This window comes from endosymbiont of Riftia pachyptila (vent Ph05) (genome assembly GCF_000224455.1).
Taxonomy (GTDB): domain Bacteria; phylum Pseudomonadota; class Gammaproteobacteria; order Chromatiales; family Chromatiaceae; genus Endoriftia; species Endoriftia persephonae.
The window spans coordinates 1-19907 of record NZ_AFOC01000026.1; the positions used below are offsets into that span (position 1 = coordinate 1).

16 protein-coding genes and 1 pseudogene are annotated in these 19907 nt (G+C 57.3%); 8 read left to right on the forward strand and 9 right to left on the reverse strand.

Annotation, left to right across the window (positions count from 1 at the left end; genetic code table 11):
• Both RIFP1SYM_RS05595 and dapA read right to left on the reverse strand, forming a co-directional pair.
• Window positions 1-350, reverse strand: a pseudogene (locus RIFP1SYM_RS05595) (hypothetical protein); the annotation flags it as partial.
• A gap of 69 nt (window positions 351-419) precedes the next feature.
• A complete protein-coding gene (dapA, locus tag RIFP1SYM_RS05600; RefSeq protein ID WP_006475323.1) occupies window positions 420-1295 on the reverse strand; it encodes a 4-hydroxy-tetrahydrodipicolinate synthase in 876 nt (291 codons plus the stop codon).
• Between the two features lie 197 nt (window positions 1296-1492).
• Between dapA and RIFP1SYM_RS05605 the strand changes: the two genes are divergently transcribed.
• The 4 genes from RIFP1SYM_RS05605 to RIFP1SYM_RS05620 all read left to right on the forward strand — a co-directional run bounded on the left by RIFP1SYM_RS05605 (window position 1493) and on the right by RIFP1SYM_RS05620 (window position 5143).
• A complete protein-coding gene (locus RIFP1SYM_RS05605) occupies window positions 1493-2581 on the forward strand; it encodes a galactose-1-phosphate uridylyltransferase (protein WP_005960755.1) in 1089 nt (362 codons plus the stop codon).
• Between the two features lie 84 nt (window positions 2582-2665).
• Complete coding sequence (locus tag RIFP1SYM_RS05610; protein WP_005960756.1) at window positions 2666-3208, forward strand: glycine cleavage system transcriptional repressor; 543 nt, start codon at window positions 2666-2668, stop codon at window positions 3206-3208.
• An 11-nt stretch (window positions 3209-3219) separates the two neighbouring features.
• Window positions 3220-3696: a peroxiredoxin gene (locus tag RIFP1SYM_RS05615; RefSeq protein WP_005960757.1), complete on the forward strand. Its 477-nt coding sequence runs from the start codon at window positions 3220-3222 to the stop codon at window positions 3694-3696.
• Between the two features lie 34 nt (window positions 3697-3730).
• Window positions 3731-5143, forward strand: a complete 1413-nt coding sequence (locus RIFP1SYM_RS05620) for a PhoH family protein (RefSeq protein ID WP_005960758.1) — start codon at window positions 3731-3733, stop codon at window positions 5141-5143.
• 12 nt (window positions 5144-5155) lie between these two features.
• Here RIFP1SYM_RS05620 and RIFP1SYM_RS05625 read toward each other — a convergent pair whose 3' ends face one another.
• Window positions 5156-7972: a hybrid sensor histidine kinase/response regulator gene (locus RIFP1SYM_RS05625; RefSeq protein ID WP_006475325.1), complete on the reverse strand. Its 2817-nt coding sequence runs from the start codon at window positions 7970-7972 to the stop codon at window positions 5156-5158.
• Window positions 7973-8240: 268 nt separating this feature from the next.
• On the opposite strand from RIFP1SYM_RS05625, the gene RIFP1SYM_RS05630 reads away from it, so the two are divergent.
• The 3 genes from RIFP1SYM_RS05630 to RIFP1SYM_RS05640 all read left to right on the forward strand — a co-directional run bounded on the left by RIFP1SYM_RS05630 (window position 8241) and on the right by RIFP1SYM_RS05640 (window position 11644).
• Window positions 8241-10613, forward strand: a complete 2373-nt coding sequence (locus RIFP1SYM_RS05630; RefSeq protein WP_006475326.1) for a response regulator — start codon at window positions 8241-8243, stop codon at window positions 10611-10613.
• Window positions 10614-10631: 18 nt separating this feature from the next.
• The gene (locus tag RIFP1SYM_RS05635) at window positions 10632-11318 is read left to right on the forward strand and encodes a Crp/Fnr family transcriptional regulator (protein WP_005960762.1); all 687 of its coding nucleotides are present in this window, start codon (window positions 10632-10634) and stop codon (window positions 11316-11318) included.
• Window positions 11319-11455: 137 nt separating this feature from the next.
• Window positions 11456-11644, forward strand: a complete 189-nt coding sequence (locus RIFP1SYM_RS05640) for a YgaP family membrane protein (protein ID WP_005960763.1) — start codon at window positions 11456-11458, stop codon at window positions 11642-11644.
• Window positions 11645-11693: 49 nt separating this feature from the next.
• Here the strand turns inward: RIFP1SYM_RS05640 and RIFP1SYM_RS05645 are convergent, their stop codons facing one another.
• The 5 genes from RIFP1SYM_RS05645 to RIFP1SYM_RS05665 all read right to left on the reverse strand — a co-directional run bounded on the left by RIFP1SYM_RS05645 (window position 11694) and on the right by RIFP1SYM_RS05665 (window position 17409).
• Window positions 11694-12746: an AI-2E family transporter gene (locus RIFP1SYM_RS05645; protein ID WP_006475327.1), complete on the reverse strand. Its 1053-nt coding sequence runs from the start codon at window positions 12744-12746 to the stop codon at window positions 11694-11696.
• A 29-nt stretch (window positions 12747-12775) separates the two neighbouring features.
• On the reverse strand, window positions 12776-13171 hold the full coding sequence (locus RIFP1SYM_RS05650) for a hypothetical protein (RefSeq protein WP_005960765.1): 396 nt from the start codon (window positions 13169-13171) through the stop codon (window positions 12776-12778).
• Window positions 13168-14082 carry a selenium metabolism-associated LysR family transcriptional regulator gene (locus RIFP1SYM_RS05655; protein WP_005960766.1) on the reverse strand — a complete coding sequence of 305 codons (915 nt, stop codon included), beginning with the start codon at window positions 14080-14082 and terminating at the stop codon, window positions 13168-13170. Before RIFP1SYM_RS05655 ends, RIFP1SYM_RS05650 begins: the two co-directional genes overlap by 4 nt.
• Window positions 14083-14468: 386 nt before the next feature.
• Window positions 14469-14969 (reverse strand): response regulator transcription factor, encoded by a 501-nt coding sequence (locus RIFP1SYM_RS05660; protein ID WP_006475329.1) that lies wholly within the window; start codon window positions 14967-14969, stop codon window positions 14469-14471.
• An 88-nt stretch (window positions 14970-15057) separates the two neighbouring features.
• A complete protein-coding gene (locus RIFP1SYM_RS05665; protein ID WP_005960768.1) occupies window positions 15058-17409 on the reverse strand; it encodes a PAS domain-containing sensor histidine kinase in 2352 nt (783 codons plus the stop codon).
• Window positions 17410-18037: 628 nt separating this feature from the next.
• Between RIFP1SYM_RS05665 and RIFP1SYM_RS05670 the strand changes: the two genes are divergently transcribed.
• Complete coding sequence (locus RIFP1SYM_RS05670; protein WP_005960769.1) at window positions 18038-19309, forward strand: OmpP1/FadL family transporter; 1272 nt, start codon at window positions 18038-18040, stop codon at window positions 19307-19309.
• A 103-nt stretch (window positions 19310-19412) separates the two neighbouring features.
• Here the strand turns inward: RIFP1SYM_RS05670 and dsrE2 are convergent, their stop codons facing one another.
• On the reverse strand, window positions 19413-19892 hold the full coding sequence (gene dsrE2, locus RIFP1SYM_RS05675) for a sulfur carrier protein DsrE2 (RefSeq protein ID WP_005960770.1): 480 nt from the start codon (window positions 19890-19892) through the stop codon (window positions 19413-19415).
• Window positions 19893-19907: the final 15 nt, after the last annotated feature.

Below are 19907 nucleotides of genomic sequence, written 5' to 3' on the forward strand. Positions count from 1 at the left end.
TCATCCGCTGGGGAGTCGATCAGCAGCCAGTGCTGGTCGCCATCGCGCATCACCTTGATCCCTTCCACGCCAGGCAACACCTGATTACCGGCCAGTTTCACACTGTTGAGCGAGCTTCCCTCCCGACGTTCGGCAAACTCCGAATAGGAGGTGCTGACACCGGGGATGGTCATGGCGTCGTTGATCCCCGAGCGACTCAGATCTGGCGGGATCTCCAGATCCTCGGTCATCTGGCGCTGGTTGCGGTATTCGGTCTTCTTGTCCGTGACTACCTCACCGACAGAACTACAGCCGGACAGCAGCACGAGAGGAAGCAGGAGAACAGAGAGCCGGGAGAAGATGAGAGACATAGCGTTTGATCAGGTTAATTATTAAGTGCTGCGCCGCTTCAAGGGCGGCGACAGGTTCTTCTGCCGGACTCAGCAGACGCCCGCCTGTTGCATCGCGGCGAGCAGAGCGGGCTGCTGTCCCTCCGACAACCAGGTGAGAGGCAGCCGTATACCTTCGGGCGCAAGGCCCAGGTGGTGCATGGCCCATTTGACCGGGATCGGGTTGGACTCGACAAACAGCGCCTGGTGCAGCCCCGCCAACTGGCGGTCGAGCTGCTCAGCGGCGTCGCGATCTCCGGCCAACGCCGCCTTACACATCTGGCTCATCTGCCGCGGTGCCACATTGGTGGTGACCGAGATAACCCCGTTGCCACCCTGCAGCATAAACTCGCAGCCGGTAGCATCGTCGCCACTGTAAACATCGAAACCTTCCCCACACAGCTCGCGGATACGGCTCAACCGACCGAGATCCCCGGTCGCCTCTTTTACCCCGACGATGTTGGGCAGCTCAGCCAAGCGTGCGATGGTCTCGGGCAGCATGTCGCAGGCGGTGCGACCGGGCACATTATAGAGGATCTGCGGGATCTCCACCGCCTCTGCCACGGCCTTGTGGTGCAGGTAGAGACCCTCCTGGGTCGGCTTATTGTAGTAGGGGGTGACCAGCAGGCAGGCATCGGCACCCGCCTGTTTCGCGCAGCGGGTCAGACTGATCGCCTCGCGAGTGGAGTTGGCGCCGGTACCGGCGATAACCGGGATTCGACCAGCGACCTGCTCGACCACCTGACGGATCAGCGCGCAGTGCTCCGATTCGTCGAGAGTAGCCGACTCGCCGGTGGTGCCCACCGCGACGATCGCATCGGTGCCCTGCTCAATATGGAATTCGATCAGATGCTGCAGCGACTCTTCGTTCACTGAGCCGTCTTCGTTCATGGGCGTGATCAACGCCACCATGCTGCCACGGAACATCTTCCCCAACCTTTTTCAGCGGATTAAACCGCGCTATGGTAGCGCGCTGTTTGCGAGCCTGACAAGTCATCCGAATAACACTTGTTCCTGTCACGGATTTCCGTTAGATAGTTCAAGCAAGCGCTTCAAGCCCCACTGGATCGGGGCCGGATTCATTAAAATTCAGCTCAGCCTGGGTATGCAGTGGAGACCCGAGAATGTCCGAAGAGAATCAGTTTATCAGAGAGATCAGAATCAACCCCATCGTACCGACCGAGTCGGTGCTGGTAGCAACCGCCCGCGGCATGCGGCCCAAAAAAGCGGAGGAGATGGTGCAGCGCGAGAACCGCGCGCACGTCGAGACCTGCCCCTTCTGCCGCGGCAACGAGGAGAAGACCCCACCAGCGATCAAAGCCTACCCGGATGAGAAGGAGTGGCAGATGCGCATCGTGCCCAACCTCTATCCGGTACTGGGCGACGACAAGCCGCAGAGCAATATCGCGTTTGGCCTACAGCAGGTGATCGACGGCTATGGCCGCCATGAGGTGGTGATCGACAATCCCAACCACGGCATCGCATTGCACGAGATGACTCGTGAACACCTCACCAACCTCTTCTACACCTACCAAGAGCGCATGGCCGAGCTATACAATTCTGATAGCCGGCTCAAGTATGTGCTGGTGTTCAAAAACTTCGGTCCAGCGGCGGGGGCCAGCATCCCGCACACCCACAGCCAGATCATCGCCACCCCGGTGGTCCCGGAGAACGTGCAGAATGAGGTGTACCACAGCCGCGAATATTTCAAGAAGTACGGCCAGTGCGTCTTCTGCTCGCTGATCGACGAGGCACTGACCTACGAGGCCACCATCTACGACCGCGACTCAGGCCAGATCCGGCGCAAGGTCAACGTCGGCCAGTATGTGATCGAGCGCGGTGAGCACTTCGTCGCGATCAAGCCTTTCGCCAGCCGCTTCGAGTGGGAGATCCACATCCTGCCGCTGAAACACCAATCCGACTTCCTCAAGGCAAACCGCGAGGATCTGAGTGACTTCGCGCGCGTGCTGAAACGCACCATGGCACGCCTCGACAAGGTGGTGGGCGGCGTGCAGTACAACTTCTTCCTCCACTCCCAACCCCATGGTGAGGAGTTCGACGGTTGCAGCGACAGCTACCACTGGCACCTGGAAATCTGCCCGCGCACCAGCATCCCGACCGGCTTCGAGCTGGGCTCCGGACTGTTTGTCAGCACCGTTAGCCCGGAGCTAGCCGCGGAACAGCTGCGCTCGGTGGAGATACCCGACGACTGATGTAGGGTGATAGACTGCCGGCAGCCCTGTCGGAGCAATTGCCGGCAGGCTCCATTACATCAATACACTGTTAAGGGTTAATCCATGCCTGCACCCAGTAGCTTTCTGGTGATTTCCGCCCTCGGCCGGGACCGGCCGGGCATCGTCAACGAGTTGTCTAAAACCATTCTGGAGGGTGAGTGCAACATCGTCGACAGTCGTATGACAGTGCTCGGCGGCGAGTTCGCAATCCTGTTGATGGTGGAGGGCCAGTGGAACACCCTGGCCAAGCTGGAGAGCGCTCTGCCAGAGATCGAAAAGCGCCTCGGCCTGACCATCATCGCCAAGCGCACCGAGGAACGCGCCCCATCCAGCAATCAGCTGCCCTATGCGGTGGAGGTGGTTGCCATGGACCACCCCGGCATCGTGCACCAGCTGGCGGAGTTTTTCTCGGAACGCCAGATCAATATCGAAGACATGGTCACCAGCAGCTACGCCGCCGCTCACACCGGCACGCCGATGTTCTCTGTCACCATGAGCGTCGGCATCCCCGCCAACCTGCACATCGCCACGCTGCGTGACGATTTCATGGACTACTGCGACAGTCTCAACCTGGACGGCGTACTAGAGCCGATCAAAGGAGCCTAAGAGCAATCATCATGAGCGTGGAAATCGGCCAGCCTATCCCCGACATTGAGCTGCTACTCACCGGCAACCAGCAGAGCCGGCTCTCCGCCTATCGAGGCAAGCCGCTACTACTCTACTTCTATCCCAAGGCGAGCACCCCCGGCTGCACCACCGAGGGGCGCGACTTCAGCGCCCTGATCAACAAGTTCCGTCGCCAATCCACGGTAATCCTCGGCGCCTCCCGGGACGGCCTCAAGGCGCAGGAAAACTTCAAGGCGAAGCAGCAGTTCCCATTCGAGCTGATCTCCGACAAGGAGGAGGCACTCTGCAACCTGTTCGACGTAATCAAGCTGAAGAATATGTACGGCAAACAAGTCAGAGGCATCGAGCGCAGCACCTTCCTGATCGACGAGCAGGGGGTGCTACGACAAGAGTGGCGCAAAGTTAAGATCAAGGGGCACGCGGAAGAGGTGCTCGAAGCGATAAAGGCGATGCGCGCCGCAACTTAAGCCGAGAGAGCCAACAACCTAGCAGGCCATCCCAATGATAAAAACCAGCCGCCAAAAACCCTGCATCTTTGTGCTTGACACCAACGTGCTGATGCACGATCCAAGCGCTCTCTTTCGCTTTCAGGAGCACGACATCTTTCTGCCGATGACGGTACTGGAGGAGCTCGACCGCAACAAACGCGGCATGTCGGAAGTGGCGCGCAATGTGCGCCAGACCAGCCGCTTTCTCGACGAGCTGCTAACCGATGCCAGCCACGCGCAGATCACCAGTGGGCTACCGCTGAACAACCTGGAGCTGAGTGGCAATGCCACCGTTGGCGTCACTGGCAAACTCTTCTTCCAGACCCGCCAACTGCTTAGCGACCACCCGCTGGCGCTGCCCGATACCAGCGCCGATAACACCATCCTGATCACCACCCTGGCGCTGCAGGAGGAGCATCCCGACTGCACCGTGATCCTGGTCTCCAAAGACATCAACATGCGCATCAAGGCTGCTGCCCTGGGGGTCCCGGCGGAGGATTACTCTAACGACCAAGTGCTGGATGATGTCAGCCTGCTCTACAGCGGCGAGGCACAGTTGCCCGACGACTTCTGGGACCACCACACAAAAGAGGTGGAGGCTTGGCAAGAGGAGGGACGCACCTTCTACCGCGTCTCCGGCCCCGATGTGGCGGCCTGGTACCCGAGCCAGTGTCTGTTCCTCGACTGCGACCACGGCTTCGAGGCGATTGTGCGACGCAAGGAGGGGGAGGAAGCGATCATCGAGCTGGTCAACGACTACCGTGCCCAGAAACACTCGGTGTGGGGCATCAATGCGCGCAACCGGGAGCAGAACTTTGCCCTCAACATGCTGCTCGACCCAGAGATCGACTTTGTCTCCCTGCTGGGCACTGCCGGCACCGGCAAGACCCTGCTGACCCTGGCCGCCGGACTGGCGCAGACCCTCGACCAGAATCTCTACCGCGAGATCATCATGACCCGGGTCACAGTACCGGTGGGCGAGGATATCGGCTTTCTGCCGGGCACCGAGGAGGAAAAGATGACCCCTTGGATGGGAGCCCTGATGGATAACCTGGAGGTGCTAACCCAGACCGAGGGCGGCGACTGGGGACGCGCCGCCACCGAGGATCTGCTGCGCTCACGGATCCGCATCCACTCGCTCAACTTCATGCGCGGACGCACCTTTCTCAACAAATACATCATCCTCGACGAGGCGCAGAATCTGACACCGAAGCAGATAAAGACCCTGATCACCCGCGCCGGCCCCGGCACCAAGATCGTCTGCCTCGGCAACGTGGCGCAGATCGACACCCCCTACCTGACCGAGACCTCCTCCGGTCTGACCTACGTGGTGGACCGTTTCAAAGACTGGCCCCACAGCGGCCACATCACCCTGCTCAGGGGAGAGCGCTCACGCCTCGCCGACTTTGCCTCGGAGAGCCTCTGAGAGGCACAGGGTTCAGATCACCGAGCCGCGCTCGACGATCGCCTGTAACTCTTTCTCCGAGAGAGAATAGACCTCCTCGATGCGCCGGTGCTTTTCGTCCAGATCGCTACCTTCCCCCTGGCGCCCCATAAACTCGAGCTCCTTCGCCAGCGTCGAGAGCTCTATCGCCCCCACATTCGCACTACTCGACTTGAGTGAGTGGGCGGGGCCCACCAGGGCCTCCAGATCCTCTGCCGCCACCGCATCGGCGATCCCCTGCATCAGGATTGGGGCATTCTCTAGATAGCTGTTAAGCACCGCTATGAAGTCGGCATCCATGATCTCCACCAGCTCTTCGACCACCCCCAGGTCGATCACACTCTGCCCCTCCGAGACCATGTTCCGTACCTCTCGACCCAGCTCCCGGGAATCGAACTCCAGCTCCGAATCCCCAGAGGAGAGGCCATCGAAATCGTCATCCTCCTCCAGCACCTCTCGCATCGGCAACCACTGACGCAGCATGTTCTCCAGTGCTGACGGTTTCACCGGCTTCGCCAGATAGTCGTCCATGCCCGCCGCCAAACAGCGTTCCCGGTCACCGGCCATGGCGTTGGCAGTCATCGCAATGATCGGCAGGCGCGACAGGCCGTTCATCTCCTCGCGATTACGGATCGCCTCGGTGGATTCGTAGCCATCCATGCGCGGCATCTGACAATCCATCAATACCACGTCAAAATTCTCTTCGCCGACCATTTTCAGTGCCTCTGCACCGTCCATCGCCGTGACCGGCGTCAGGCCAGCTCTCTGCAGCATCTTCTTCACCACCGCCATGTTGACCGGGTTGTCCTCCACCACCAGCACATGACCGACCAGCGGCGTATGCTGGACGGTCTGCTTCTCTCCATCCTTGTTCCTCGAGAGAATATTCTTGGCTGCCTGATTATCATCCCAGGTAAAGGTCTCATCCGGCATGCGCGGGATCAGGTCATCCGGCAGCGAGTGGGAACCGCCGTAACCCTCTTGCACATCGAAGATACGCTTCACGCGGCGCTCGATCTCGATCCGCCGGAACGGCGCCAGCAGCACATCGACGCCCATCTTCTTCAGCTTTTTCACCTCGGCACCATCGCCACTGAGAATCAGGAACTCGACACCCGACATATGTGGCAGGGCGCGGATATCCTCAATCAGCTGAATCACGTTTGGCACCAGCCCGCGCACATCGATAACCACCAGCTCGTACATCCAGCTCTCACCCAGGGTGGCGGAGGCCTTCAGCTTGTTGAGCGCATCGTAGTGATCGCCCGACTGCTCCACCACCATGCCCCAGTCGAGCATGTGGTGGGCAATCTGATCGGTCTCCTCTGCATCGCCACCCAGAATCAGCGCACGCACCCCTTGCAGATCCCGCCGCGCCGAAGGCACCTCCTCAAGGGATTTTCGCAGCGGTACCACGAACCAGAATAGCGAGCCCTTACCGCGAACCGACTTGACGCCGATGCGCCCACCCATCAGTTCGGTCAGACGCTTGCAGATCGCCAGCCCCAGACCGGTGCCACCATGTTTTCGGGTGGTTGAGGCATCGGCCTGAGAGAAGGGGCGAAACAGCCGGTTGACGTGCTTCTCCGACATACCAATACCGGTGTCGCGTACCGCAAACAGCAGCTCTACCTCGGTGCGGCTGGCGTGGCGCAACGAGATCTCTACTGAGATCCCCCCCTTCTCGGTGAACTTGACCGCGTTACTCACCAGGTTAGTAAGGATCTGGCGTAGCCGGATCGGATCACCACGGGCGGAACGCGGCACCTCGGGCGCCACCTTGTGCTTGAGTTTCAAGCCACGCCGATCGGCGGCATTAGTCATCAGCGAGGTAACCTGTTCCACCAACTCACGCACATTCAGCTCGATGAATTCCAGCTCCAGCTTGCCGGCCTCCACCTTTGAGAAATCGAGGATGTCGTTGATGATACTCAGCAGCAGTTGGGTGGAGTTGAGCGCGGTCATCACAAACTGACGTTGCTCGGCGCTGAGTTTAGTCTCGCGCAACATCTCCAGGATCGGCAGGATGCCATTCAACGGCGTGCGGATCTCATGGCTCATGGTGGCGAGGAACTCTGTTTTCGCCATATTCGCCGTCTCTGCCGCCTCCTTCGCCAGCGACAGTTCCCGCTCTACGTCTCGACGCTGATCGTTCTCCATGCTCAAGCGATTGGTAAGTTCAGAGAGCTGCCCCTCGGCCTGGAGCATACGCTCGCGCAGCAGCGAGCGGTTGGCCGCAAATAACAGCAGGCGCTGTTGGTTCAGCACAGACCAGATCACCAGCACAACCAGGGAACAGACGTAGACGATCAGACCAATCCAGCCGCCTTCCGGCAGCGCCAGCGGAGTCAGCAGCATGCCAGCAAACAGCGGTAGCAGTACTGCCAACAGAAAGGTGGCGCTGGCAAGCCCATCCATACTCACCAGCATGGCGGAAAACAGCACCACCACACCGATCAGCGAAAAACTCCACAACTCTGCCGAGGTAAACGGCTCTATCATCAGTTGGAGCAACGCTGCCGACCACAGCAGCCCGATCAGCAGCAGCCCACCAATAAACGGATAACGCCAACGCTCCAGCTGTGCAGGAAGGATCCTACGCCCCATCGCTACCAGCCCAAACATCCCCAGCAGAAGCAGCGCCAGGCCGACGCTCCAGACCATACCCCAGTCCGTCTCCCAGGGAGTCTTGAGCCAGGCGAGCGCGGCAAACACCAGTAGGTTGATCGGCAACAGCACCATGCCCCTGGCATAGAGCAACCGCACCTGCTCCGACTTTACGTTTATCTCTTCCCGGTTCTCAGATTCCATTGGACTTCCGCACAACTTTCCGTCACTCGCACAAGCCGGCAACTGTTAACACATCCACAAATAGGGCTCCCGACTAAAAGTAGCATATTCTTTAAATTACTACCCTAGCTACCTGGAATGGCTCCATTTTTCCCAAAAAGTCGATTAATTCTTCTTTTCATCAGAGTTAGAAGCTGGCTGGACTTGTCTCACCGATTTGAGTGAAACTGCATTGTTTTATCACGTCTCTAGCAGCAGGCTAAAACCAACGCCCGTCACCTTATAAGATATGCAGGACAGCAGACAGCCCCAGACAAGCAAAACCGAAGAGCTCAAGCAGATATTTCTGGGCCATCTTCCGGAACGGCTTGCGGCGATTGATAAATCCTGGCAAGCGCTCGACGCGCACTGGGATCCGATTCTCTGCGCTCGCCTCTACCACCAGATCCAGGACCTGACCGGTGCCTCAGGTCGCTTCGGTCTGCTCGAAATCAGCCAGGAGGTCTTCTCCCTGGAGACCGAACTGGGTCAGTTTGTCGACTCCGGCCTACGTCCCAACGAAACAGAGCTGGCGGAGCTGGATCAACAGATGGCCCGCCTGCAGCAGGCGCTCAGCACCGTCTGCGCACGCCACTTCAACCTCGCCATTCCAAGTCAGCCCACCGATGAGGCCATCTACTATCTGCGTCACACCGAGGAGATCGCCCCCGGACTGGTGGCCGCGCTGGAGGCAAAAAAGTGCATCGTGCTGACCTACAGCCGGGCCGATGACCTGCTTGCCGAGATGGAAAAACGGGTGCCGCAGCTGCTGCTCATCGATACCGTGCATCTGCCGGCACTGAAGAGCATCACCGATGCCTTCGAGCAGCTGAAGAAGCAGCAGAAGCCGGTGCCCAAGCTGCTGTTTCTGTCCCGCGCCAAGGAGCTGGAGCTGCGCCTGCAGGCGATGCGCGCCGGTGCCGAGGGCTATTTTGTACCGCCCTACGACATCTCCGAGCTGGCGGACAGAATCCACACCATGACCGAACCAGACGAGGGCCCCAGCTACCGGGTGCTGATCGTCGAAGACGATCCAGCACAGGCCGATTTCGCCAGTGCAGTGTTACGCAAATCGGGCATCGACTCGTTGATCGTCACCGAACCACTCAAGATCCTCGAGGCCCTCGACCAATACCGCCCCGACCTGATCCTGATGGACCTCTACATGCCCGATGCCGACGGCATCGAGCTGACCAGCATCATCCGCGAACAGCCGCAGTTTATCGGTACCCCGATCGTGTTTCTCTCGGGTGAGCAGAATACCGAAAAGCAATTGGACGCCCTCAGCGTCGGCGGCGACGACTTCATCGCCAAACCGATCCGGCCGCGCTTTCTGATCACCACCGTCATCAATCGCATCCAGCGCTCACGGATGCTGCAGCAGACCCAGAAACCGGTCAATTCGCGCGACCCGCTGACCGGGTTGTCGACCCGCCGGCACTTCTATGAGCATCTCGACAGCCTGCTGCTCAAGTCCGACCCCTCATCAGCCGGACTCGGCGTGATCTACCTGGAGCTCGATATCCGCAGAAGAGGCGGCGGCAGCGCCAACGGCCAGGATGCGGATGACCTACTGCGGCAGATCGGCAGCATGGTTTCTGGCAGCATCGAACCCCAGGATATCGCCGCCCGCTATGACGAACGGACCATCGTGGTACTGGCCCAGCGCCCCCACATCAACAACCTGAATGCGCTCGCCGAGCAGATCCGAAAACAGATCGCATCACACCGCTTTGTCATTGGCGGCCGCGAGCACCGAATCATCCCCAATGTCGGCCTCTGCCAGTTAGATGATTCGCTCTTCACCGCCAGCGAGATGCTCTCGCGCAGCGCCAACGCGGCCTCCTCTGCCCGCGCCACCGGCATCAACCAAGTAGTGCAGTTTTCGGTTAAAGAGGAGCCGCTGGATGAAGACTCTTCCGATGAGGCGCTGTTTTCACACATCAGCCACTCGCTGGAGGAGAACTCGATCCAGCTGCTCTTCCTCCCCTACAGCGATACCCAGGGGGGCAACCTGGAGTTCCATGAGCTGATCCCCCGACTGATGGGCAGCCACGGCGAATCGATCCCCACCGCCCGCATCAATCTGGTTGCCCAGCGCACCGGTCTGTTCAAAAAAATCGACCGCTGGTTGCTGGAACACGCCCTGTCGGTACTCGACCAGCGCCGCCAGCAAGGGCGACCGACAGCGCTGATCATCCATCAGTCGATGGAGTCGGTCCAGGATACGTCGAACCTCAGCTGGATTCGTGAGCAGCTGCGCCTCAGACAGCTGGTGGGTACTGGCATCTTTATCGAGTTCGACCTGGCCGATCTGGCCGCCAATCTGAAACAGGCAAAAAGCTACATCCGCAGCCTGCAGGAGATGGGCATCAATGTGATCCTGTCACGCTTTATCGGCAACGATACCGCCTTCAAGGTACTGGGCTTTCTCAAACCCAACTGCGTGCGCCTCTCGAAACGACTGGTCAAAGCGAAGCAGGACAAGATTGACGCGATCACCGGTCAGCTTCAGAAACGTCAGATCAAGATTATCCTACCCCGCATCGACAACCCCTCACGCATCCCGAAAACCTGGGAGCAACATGCTGATCTGGTGCAGTCCGATTTCTTCTCTGCCTAAGCAGGGGAGCCAGACGGGATGATCTCAGACCCACAAACCATTGCGCAGATCCGTCAGCGCTTCCCGTTTCTGCCTGAGCCTGAGGATGAGCTGATGCGCCACTTCCTGGCCCACAGCAATCTGGTGCGGCTGGACCCACAACAACCGATCTGTCAGGAGGGTATGCAGTGCTCGCATTTGGCACTGGTGCTGAGCGGCACCGCCCGGGTCTTCAAGCTCGGTGAGAATGGCCGCGAGATCACCCTCTACCGGGTCGGCCCGGGGGAGAGCTGTATTCTCACCGCCTCCTGTATCATCAGCCAGCGTCCCTTCCCAGCGTTTGCCGTCTGCGAGGAGGCGCTGGAGGCCGTGGTCATCCCCGCCGCCGAGATCCAGCAGTGGATGGAGCGTTATCCACCTTGGCGCGCCTACCTATTTGGCCTGGTCTCTGAGCGGCTTGGGGATGTCATCAGCATCATCGAAGCCATCGCCTTCCAGCGGGTCGACCGACGCATCGCCTCGCTGCTGCTAAAGCGCGCCACCTCCGGCAACAGCCGACAGATCCACCTGACACACCAGGAGATCGCCTCTGATCTCGGCACCTCCCGCGAAGTGGTCAGCCGCATCCTCAAAGAGTTCGAGAGTCGCGGCATGATCCACGCCAGCCGTGGTCACATCGATCTCAGCGATTTGAAAGCCCTGGAAGAAAAGGCACAAGAACAGTGACCTTATCAATGTGACTAAGTCACATAGTTTGCCCACCTCTGTGTTTATGATGGGCAGCACATTGGAGGTGCAGTGGATTCGTTTCGATCGATGCATCCCCTCACTGTCCGACGCAACGCAAACCCGGAGATCAAACCATGACCAAAAACGTTGGCGGTATCGACCGCATTCTGCGCCTTATCGTGGGCATCGCACTGCTGGTATGGGGCTTTGTCCTGAGTGACCCGATCAACTGGTGGGGCGCCATCGGCATCGTGCCTCTGTTCACCGCGCTGATCAACTGGTGCCCGATCTATCCGCTGATCGGCATGAATACCAACAAATAGTTGATCGCATCTAAGGCCGCAGAGCAGTGGCGCTGTCCTGCGGCCAACCCTAACCCGCCGGCTGACGCGGCCAGGCCACCAGCACCGCCTGCACCAGGGTCGCCAGCGGTATCGCGAAAAACACCCCCCAGAAGCCCCAAAAGCCGCCGAACACCAGGATCGCCACGATAATCGCCACCGGATGGAGGTTGACCACCTCAGAGAAGAGCAGCGGCACCAGCACGTTGCCGTCGAGCGCCTGAATGATGAAGTAGGCAGTGGTGAGCCAGGCAAAATCGGCCGACCAACCCCACTGAAACCAGGCCACGAAGAGCACCGGGAAGGTGACTACTGCCGCCCCGATGTAGGGGATGATCACCGACAACCCCACCATCACCGCCAGCAGCAGCGCATAGTTGAGCCCCATCAGGGAAAACACCACGAAGCTCGCCGCCCAGACGATGATGATCTCCCAGAATTTGCCGCGCACATAGTTACCGATCTGCCGATCCACATCCGACCAGACAGTATCAGCAAAGCGACGATGCTTCGGGAAAAACTGGTTGATCCAGCCCAGAATCAATGACTTGTCTTTGAGAAAGAAAAACACCAGCAGCGGCATCAGGATCAGATAGACCGCCAGGGTGATGAGACTCACCACCGAGGCCAACGACCAGGAGAGCACCTGTTGCCCGAAGGCGCCGATCTCCGCATGGATGCCGCTGATGATCTGCTTGATCTGCGCCTCGGAGAGGATCTCAGGATAGCGCTCCGGCAACTGCAGCAGAACCTGCTGTCCCGAAGAGAGCATCGCCGGAAACTGCTGGATCAGCTCGGTCACCTGACGCGACAGCAATGGCATCAGGCCGAGCAGAATCAGCGCCACAAACAGCAGAAAGCAGATAAACACCAGGATCACAGCTGGAAACCGCGGCCAGGCGCGCCGTTCGAACTGACTCACCACGCCTTCCAGCAGATAGGCGATCACCAGACTTGCCAGCACTGGCGCCAGCATGTCGCCCATGGTGAGCACCACACCAAACACCAACAGCAGCAGCAGCGTCAGAAAGACAACCTGCGGGTCGGAAAAGTAGCGTTTGAACCAGTTGGTAATGGCCTGCATACCAGATCTCCCAGCCAAAACGACGAATACTAGCCGCCTTGGCGATACTTCTGATAGTGCGCTTCAAACAGCGCTTCCAGTTCATCAATCACATCCGGCGCGGAGCGCCCCTGCATGACATGCGCCATCATCAGCGAGGATGTCTCATTGAACAGCGCCTCCCGTGGCAACATCGAAAAACTGGCGGAGAGGCGCTTGATCGCTTTCACCACCGACTCATTCTCAGGCCGGGGGATCAGCTTGGGTTCGAGCAGTGGCTCAGGCTCGGACTCTGCCATCGTCTCTTGACTCGTACGCGTCTGCAGAAACTCAGCATAGTCGAGCAGACTGCGGCGGCCCGCCTCATCCAGTTCGTTGAACAACTTGAGCAGATGCCGCTGTTGTGCATTTTGCGGCCTGCCCGCTGCAGGAGAGGGCATCATCATGCAAGTTCGCTCTGGTGCTGTTCACAGTAAGCGCGGGCAAAATCGAGCAACTCTTCCATCACCCGCAGACGAAACTTCTGTTTCTGGTGCACAAAAGAGAAGGGGCGCTCCAGCGGCGGATCAAGCGGGATCGCACGCAGCGTATCCAGCTTCAGCTCCTTTTGAATCGAGGCACGCGACACCACCGAGACCCCCATACCGGCCTCGACCGCACCTTTCACCGATTCCGGGCTGCCCAGTTCCATGGCGATAGTCAGGCCATTGTTACAGTTACCCAGCTGGTGGCACATATATTCGTTGATCACCTCGCGAGTGCCCGAACCCTCTTCTCGACAGATGAACGGATACTCGATCAACTCCTTGAAACCAACCGAGTCGCGCTCGGCCAGCACATGGCTCGGCGGCACGATCGCCACCAGCTGATCCTTACGACAGACCTCGACCACCAGATTTTTGTTACCGACCGGCGCCTCCACCACCCCCAGGTCGATGGAGTTGTTCTCCACCATCGAGACGATCCCGTCGGAGTTGGATACCCGCAGGTGAATCGTCACTTCCGGGTAGCGATGCCCAAAATTACCGAGCAGCGCCGGCAACATATACTCTGCAATGGTGGTGCTAGCACCGATGGTCAGCGCGCCACGAATCTCGCCTGTCATCTCGCGCACCGAGTTTTCCATATCGGCATAGAGATCGAAGATACGATCGGCATATTCAAACACCCGCTCACCCGCCTCGGTGAGGCTGATCCGGTTGTGGGTACGATCAAACAGACGGGTGTTGAAATGTTCCTCGAGCTGACGCACCTGGAAGGTGACCGCCGGCTGGGTCATGTGGAGTGTTTCGGCTGCCTTGGTGAAGCTCAGCAAACGCGCAACTGTGTGAAAAACCTGAAGTCTGCGATCAGCCATACAAATCCCGCAAAAATGCTTTTATGGGTATAGATAAAATCACCTTATATCACAAATTGAGTCTATGAGTGAATGCTAATTCACATCCAACCTACCCTCTCCCCAGCATCCTGCTGCGGCTAACTGCAGCCCCATTTCATCTCCCCTGCAAATCCAACATTGCGAGATACAGTCTCAACATATGTGGGTACAGATCTGCGATAGAATCTTGCGCAGGCGCCACCACTGATGGCACCTGCTTTCGCTCCGCACTTCTATCGAGACTATCAAAGGCTTGAAAAAGGAGATCCCTGAGCGACGTTTCAGGATGCCGCACTGGACGCTTTTCGAGCATCAACGGCCGATCCGGTCTGACCCACGCCTAGGAGACTAGCGGATTATGGGGTTCAGTCTGTCTCGAGTGCCGTATTTTGGGTAGACAAAAATTGATTAAGGATGTGCTCCAACCGCGTCCGCTGATAGGGTTTAACAAGGAATCCGGAGGCACCTTTACTCAGGGCGGTGCGTACATTGTCCAACGAGCTATGAGCGCTAAGCATACAGATAAATAGATCCGGAAACTCCTCTCTAAGGATTTCCAGAGCCTCCAAGCCATTTCTTCTCGGCATATCGATATCGAGAAACACCACTTCCGGACGATAGCGTCCAACCTTCGCCATTGCGATCTCACCATCGTTGGCCCGTAGGATGCGTATGAAACCGATCGCCTTCAGATGATTCTCCAGCGTGTCGAGCATCAATGGCGTGTCATCGGCGATAAGTACCCCGTAGTCCATAGCGGAGGTCACACTCTGTTCGGCCTGAGTGTCATCTTTCTCCTCGACTTCGGCTACGACATAGCCGAAGTCGAGCAGTTCACGATAAAGCTCCTCGTCGTCTATCACCATGCCCGTATTAGCGAGCAATTGACCTTTATTACAATATATTGGCTGTGAGAGGGGTTTTCCAAAACTCAACAGTGCATCATGCAAACGTTTAAGATTCATCATTCTCTCGATTGTGCAAGTGCTTGTTAATAAGATCCATGACCAGTTCTTGCAGATTCTGAATCAGATAAACAGCCTCCTGGGTAGACTGTCTCGTGGTTTGGAATTCAATATCACCGGCAAGCTGGGTAATACCCGGAAAACCGAACCCACCAGCAACACCCTTCAGCTGGTGGGCCAGCGCCCGGACCTCGTCCCATTCACCCTTGCCACTGTGTGCAATCAACTGTTCAATATTGCCGGGAAGCTCTGTTATAAACTTCTCCACCAGCTCGGTAAATTCTGTGTCGCCCATGTCGGGTAGGCTGCCAGGCAGTGCAAATGATGGATTGCCGTCATCTTCCGGAAGATATTTACCTATCACTTCATACAATGCCGGCCAATCAACGGGCTTGCTAAGGAAGTCCGTACAGCCAGCTTCCAGTGCATTACTACGGTCGCCAATCATGGAATGTGCGGTTAGCGCAACGATAGGTCCAGGATAGAGCGTCTGACGCAACATGCGAGTAGCATCCAGCCCTCCCATGATAGGCATCTGAAGATCCATAAGAATTAGATCGAAGGTCTCCCTTAACGCCATCTCAACTGCCTGTTCGCCATTCTCGGCAATCGCGAGTTCGGCCCCTGTCTTACGGACATAAAGTGAGATGAGACGCTGATTGTAAAGGTTATCCTCAGCCAACAAGATTTTGCCCTGGACGCTAGGCGGCCGCCGACTACTACCTGTTCTCTCATCTTCCTGGGGAAGGTCTCTGAATTCATAGAGCAACTTGTCTTCATCAATGTGGCCAGTATCGATCGTCAGTACAAACACACTGCCGGTACCAGGGAGGCTAAGCACCTGAATGTCACCGCCAAGACGATGCGCCAAGCGGCGCGAGATATTGAGTCCCAGGCCCGTTCCGCCGAAGCGCCGAGTCACCGTGGAATCAGCCTGTACAAAAGGCTCGAAGATACGTTCGACCTGTTCCTGAGTCATACCGATGCCCGAGTCGAAAACGGTCACTAGCAGTTTTCTAGAAGGGACATCGCAACTGATGATCACACGTAGATCGCCATGCTCGGTGAACTTCATCGCATTGTTACAGAGATTGTAGAGAATCTGTCGCAGCCGGGTGGGATCGGTGAGAATCGTGGAGGGCAAAGGTGGTACGTAGTGGATACCGAAGCCCAGATTTCTTTGTTCCACCTGGGCCTTAATGCTGCTGAAAAATTTTGTCAGCTGGCCAATAAGATTGATCTCGATCTCTTCAATCTCAAGACGGTCAGCCTCAATCTTCGAGAGGTCCAGGATATCGTCGATCAGCACCCGCAGATGCTGGCCGTTGGCAATGATGGCGCCAATCGACTCTATCCGCTCTTCCATGCTCTGCCCACTCTCAAGTGTCGACTCGGCAAAGCCGATGATGGCGGTCAGGGGCGTGCGGATTTCGTGGCTCATATTGGCAAGAAATTCGCTTTTCGCCAGGTTGGCGGCTTCGGCTCTCTCAAGGGCATGTTCCAGTTTCTCACGCAGACACACGTCTTCGGTGACATCACTACAGGTGCCAACAATGCGCACAGCCATGCCACTTTCGTCACGAATGGCGATCCAGCGGTTGCGATGCCAACGGTAGCTCCCGTCGTGGTGCATAACCCGGATAGTTTCTTCATACTCAGGCCGCTTACCGTCCAGGTAGTCCTCTAGATCCATCATCGCCTGGGAGAGATCCTCCGGATGAACCCTGGATGTCCAGGTCTCGAGACTGTTTTCCAGTTCGTGAGCCTCAAAGCCAAGCATCATCTTCCAGCGTGGAGATATGTAAACCTTACCGGTGCGGATGTTCCAGTCCCAGATGCCCTCATTGGCAGCCTGGACAGCAAGTTCGAAGCGCTCCTCACTGTCCCGCAACTTGCGTTCAACCTCTTTACGGACAGAGATATCATGGAAAGAGATCACGCTGCCGACCATCACCCCCCCATGAACGACTGCTCTGGCGGTGATCCGTACGGGTATCGCGTTGTTTCCCTTCGCCAGAAACACCTCACTTTCGGATTGGTACTCCTCAGCACGATGGGTTGTGGAGAGGATGGGACAGTCTGCTATGTCGTGCGCTGAATCCTCCCCGCCCTTATTATGTACGACGTCGTGAAACACCAAGCCCAACACTTCCTCTTGTGAGTAATCAAGAAGCTCAAGAGCGGCGGGATTGCAATAATTCACCACGCCTGACCGATCCAGTATCACAATACCCTCACCGACAGATGTCAGGATATCAGCGACGCCCTCACAAAGGATTTTTTCGAGCAAATCATCCGTCGGTATGGATGAGTGGGTGGCAGTTCTGGATTTTCTGTTCATACGCGTTTTCCCGAACCGAGCTATCGAATACTTTCATACCAATAATCACTAAGGAGCCTCTGCATGAATCTGGGCGAGCGGGATTGTGAGGCCAGCTTTTTCGATGCAAGGTGGAAATCGCAGGGTTGCTCAACAACATCCTGTCACCATTACACCGCACAGGGGTGTAATGGCTGATCTATCGCCAAGCTTATGCCCACAAAAAATACCTTTGGGGCACAAACGAAGCAGCTGTGGAATTTTGGCCACAAGGCTATCATCCATAATTCATTCAGCACTTCCATGTGTCTCGGCACAAAGAATATGAATCTTTAACCTTGATAGGAAAAGAAGGTGGCCCACCTTTTTTAGAGGTGCTTGGCTGGACCAGGCAAAACAAGGTCAGTCAGATGTACGCCAAAGCAGACAAACGACTCATGAGCAAAGGAGATGATGAGGGAATCCTCAGGATCATTCATGGCTACACGCCGCTCCTACATCGGCACCTACGCCTCCTGCAATATTCAACTTGAATATAAGGTTTTTTCTTCCACCTATGGAATTTTTCTCTGGAATCTCTTAGCCTCATGCGGGTCCTGCAGAATCTGCAGGCAGGAGGACTACCATCAGAGCAAGGGCGGAGAGACCCATGAGCAAGAATAAATCTTTTAAAATCAAGGTACTGTCAATTACCTGCGGAGTGACAGCAGCCTTCTCAGCACAACAAGTAGCGGCATCAGGATTTGCGGTTCCCGAGCTCAGCGTAGCCGGTCTTGCCACATCCAACGCGATGGTCGCCAATCACAAGGAGTTGGGTGCCCTGCCCTACAACCCGTCCGCCATGGCCTTTCATGAAGGCAGCTCTGTCAGCTTCGGTGCCCTACTGATCAAACCCGGCCTCAGTGTCACCACCGGCAACGGGACCTTCGACAGTGATGGCAATGGCCTGGTGGCAGTGCCCTCGATCAGTGCACACCATACCCTGACAGAAAACTGGAGCATCGGCCTGGCCGTCAACGCCCCGTTCGGGCTGGAGACCGATTGGTCTAGCTCGACCTTCATCCAGTCTGCACAAAACCCAGGCGGTTATGCTCCTGGAACCTCGATGCCGACCCGTTCCAAGCTTGAAATCGTCGATTTCAGCCCGGCCCTCGCCTACAAACTCAACGACAATGCCAGTCTCGCCGCAGGCGTTGACCTCTACTGGCTGAAGAAGGTGATCTTCAACAGCAAGGTGAACGACGGCGCCAGCTTCCCCGATGTCACGCTAGAGGGCGACGGCAGGGGCGTCGGTTTCCACTTGAGTGGACTCTATGTCGCCGGCGACTGGAGTTTTGGCGGCAGTTACCACACCTCCTCCGATATCCCGGTCGAGGGTCAAATCCAGTCCCCGACCGGCAACTCGGACGCCAATACCAGTCTGGAGGTACCATCAAGACTGCAGCTAGGCATCCGCCACCAGACCACCAAAAAGCTGGCGCTGGAATTCGATTTTACGCGTACCGGCTGGAGTTCTTTCGACTCCATCATCGTCAAGGACAGCACCTATAGCACCACCCTGATGACCAGCGAGAACAAGTGGAAAGACGTCAACGCCTATCGCATCGGCGGTACCTATGATCTTACTCAGGCAACCCAGCTGCGTGCCGGCTATACCTTCGACGAGACCCCACAGGGCGATGAGCGTTTTAGCGTACGGGTACCCGATGCGGACCGCCACCTGTTCAGTATTGGTGTGGGACACAGTTTTGACAACGATTGGTTGCTCGATGTTGGTTATATGTATGTGAAATTCGACGAGCGCACTCTCAACCAACCCGCCCCAACCGGAACCGAATTGAACGGCACCAGCGTGGTTAACGGCACCTACGATTCCGATGTGCACCTGTTTGGCATCAGCATCAACCGCGTCTTCATGTAGATCATCTTCAGACCACGGCCAGGGCAGCAGCCCGGGTTTTTTCGCCCATAAAAAAAGCGCCGCCCCTTGTGGGGGCGGCGCTTGGGCTGCTCAAAACAACGGATCAGATGTAGAGGCAGACATCGCTTTCGCCGGCAAACTCAAAGAATCGCGCCGCGCCAGCGTACTCGACACCATCGATAAAATCAGCGGTATCAAGCTCGAACAGATCAACAGTCATCTGGCAGGCGATCAGCCTCACCTCGGCCTCTTGGCAGAGCTCACGCAGCTCTTCCAGGCTGGCAACACCCTTGTCTGCCATCTTCTTTTTCATCATGCTGGTCATCATGCCCTGCATACCGGGCAGTGTCAGACCCAGTACCGGGAACCACTTGTCCATACCCATCGGCATCGGCATACCGGGATTGCCGAGCGGGGTGACTTCCAGCTGCAGATCCTTCTTCAGGAGCTGTAGACCGTAGAAGGTAAAGAAGATCTCAGTATCGTAACCGAGGGCGGATGCGGTCGAGGCCAGGATAAAGGGCGGGTAGGCCCAGTCCAAGGAACCCTTGGTCGCAATGATGGCTAACTTCTTTTCGTCCATCGATGTCTCTCCTCG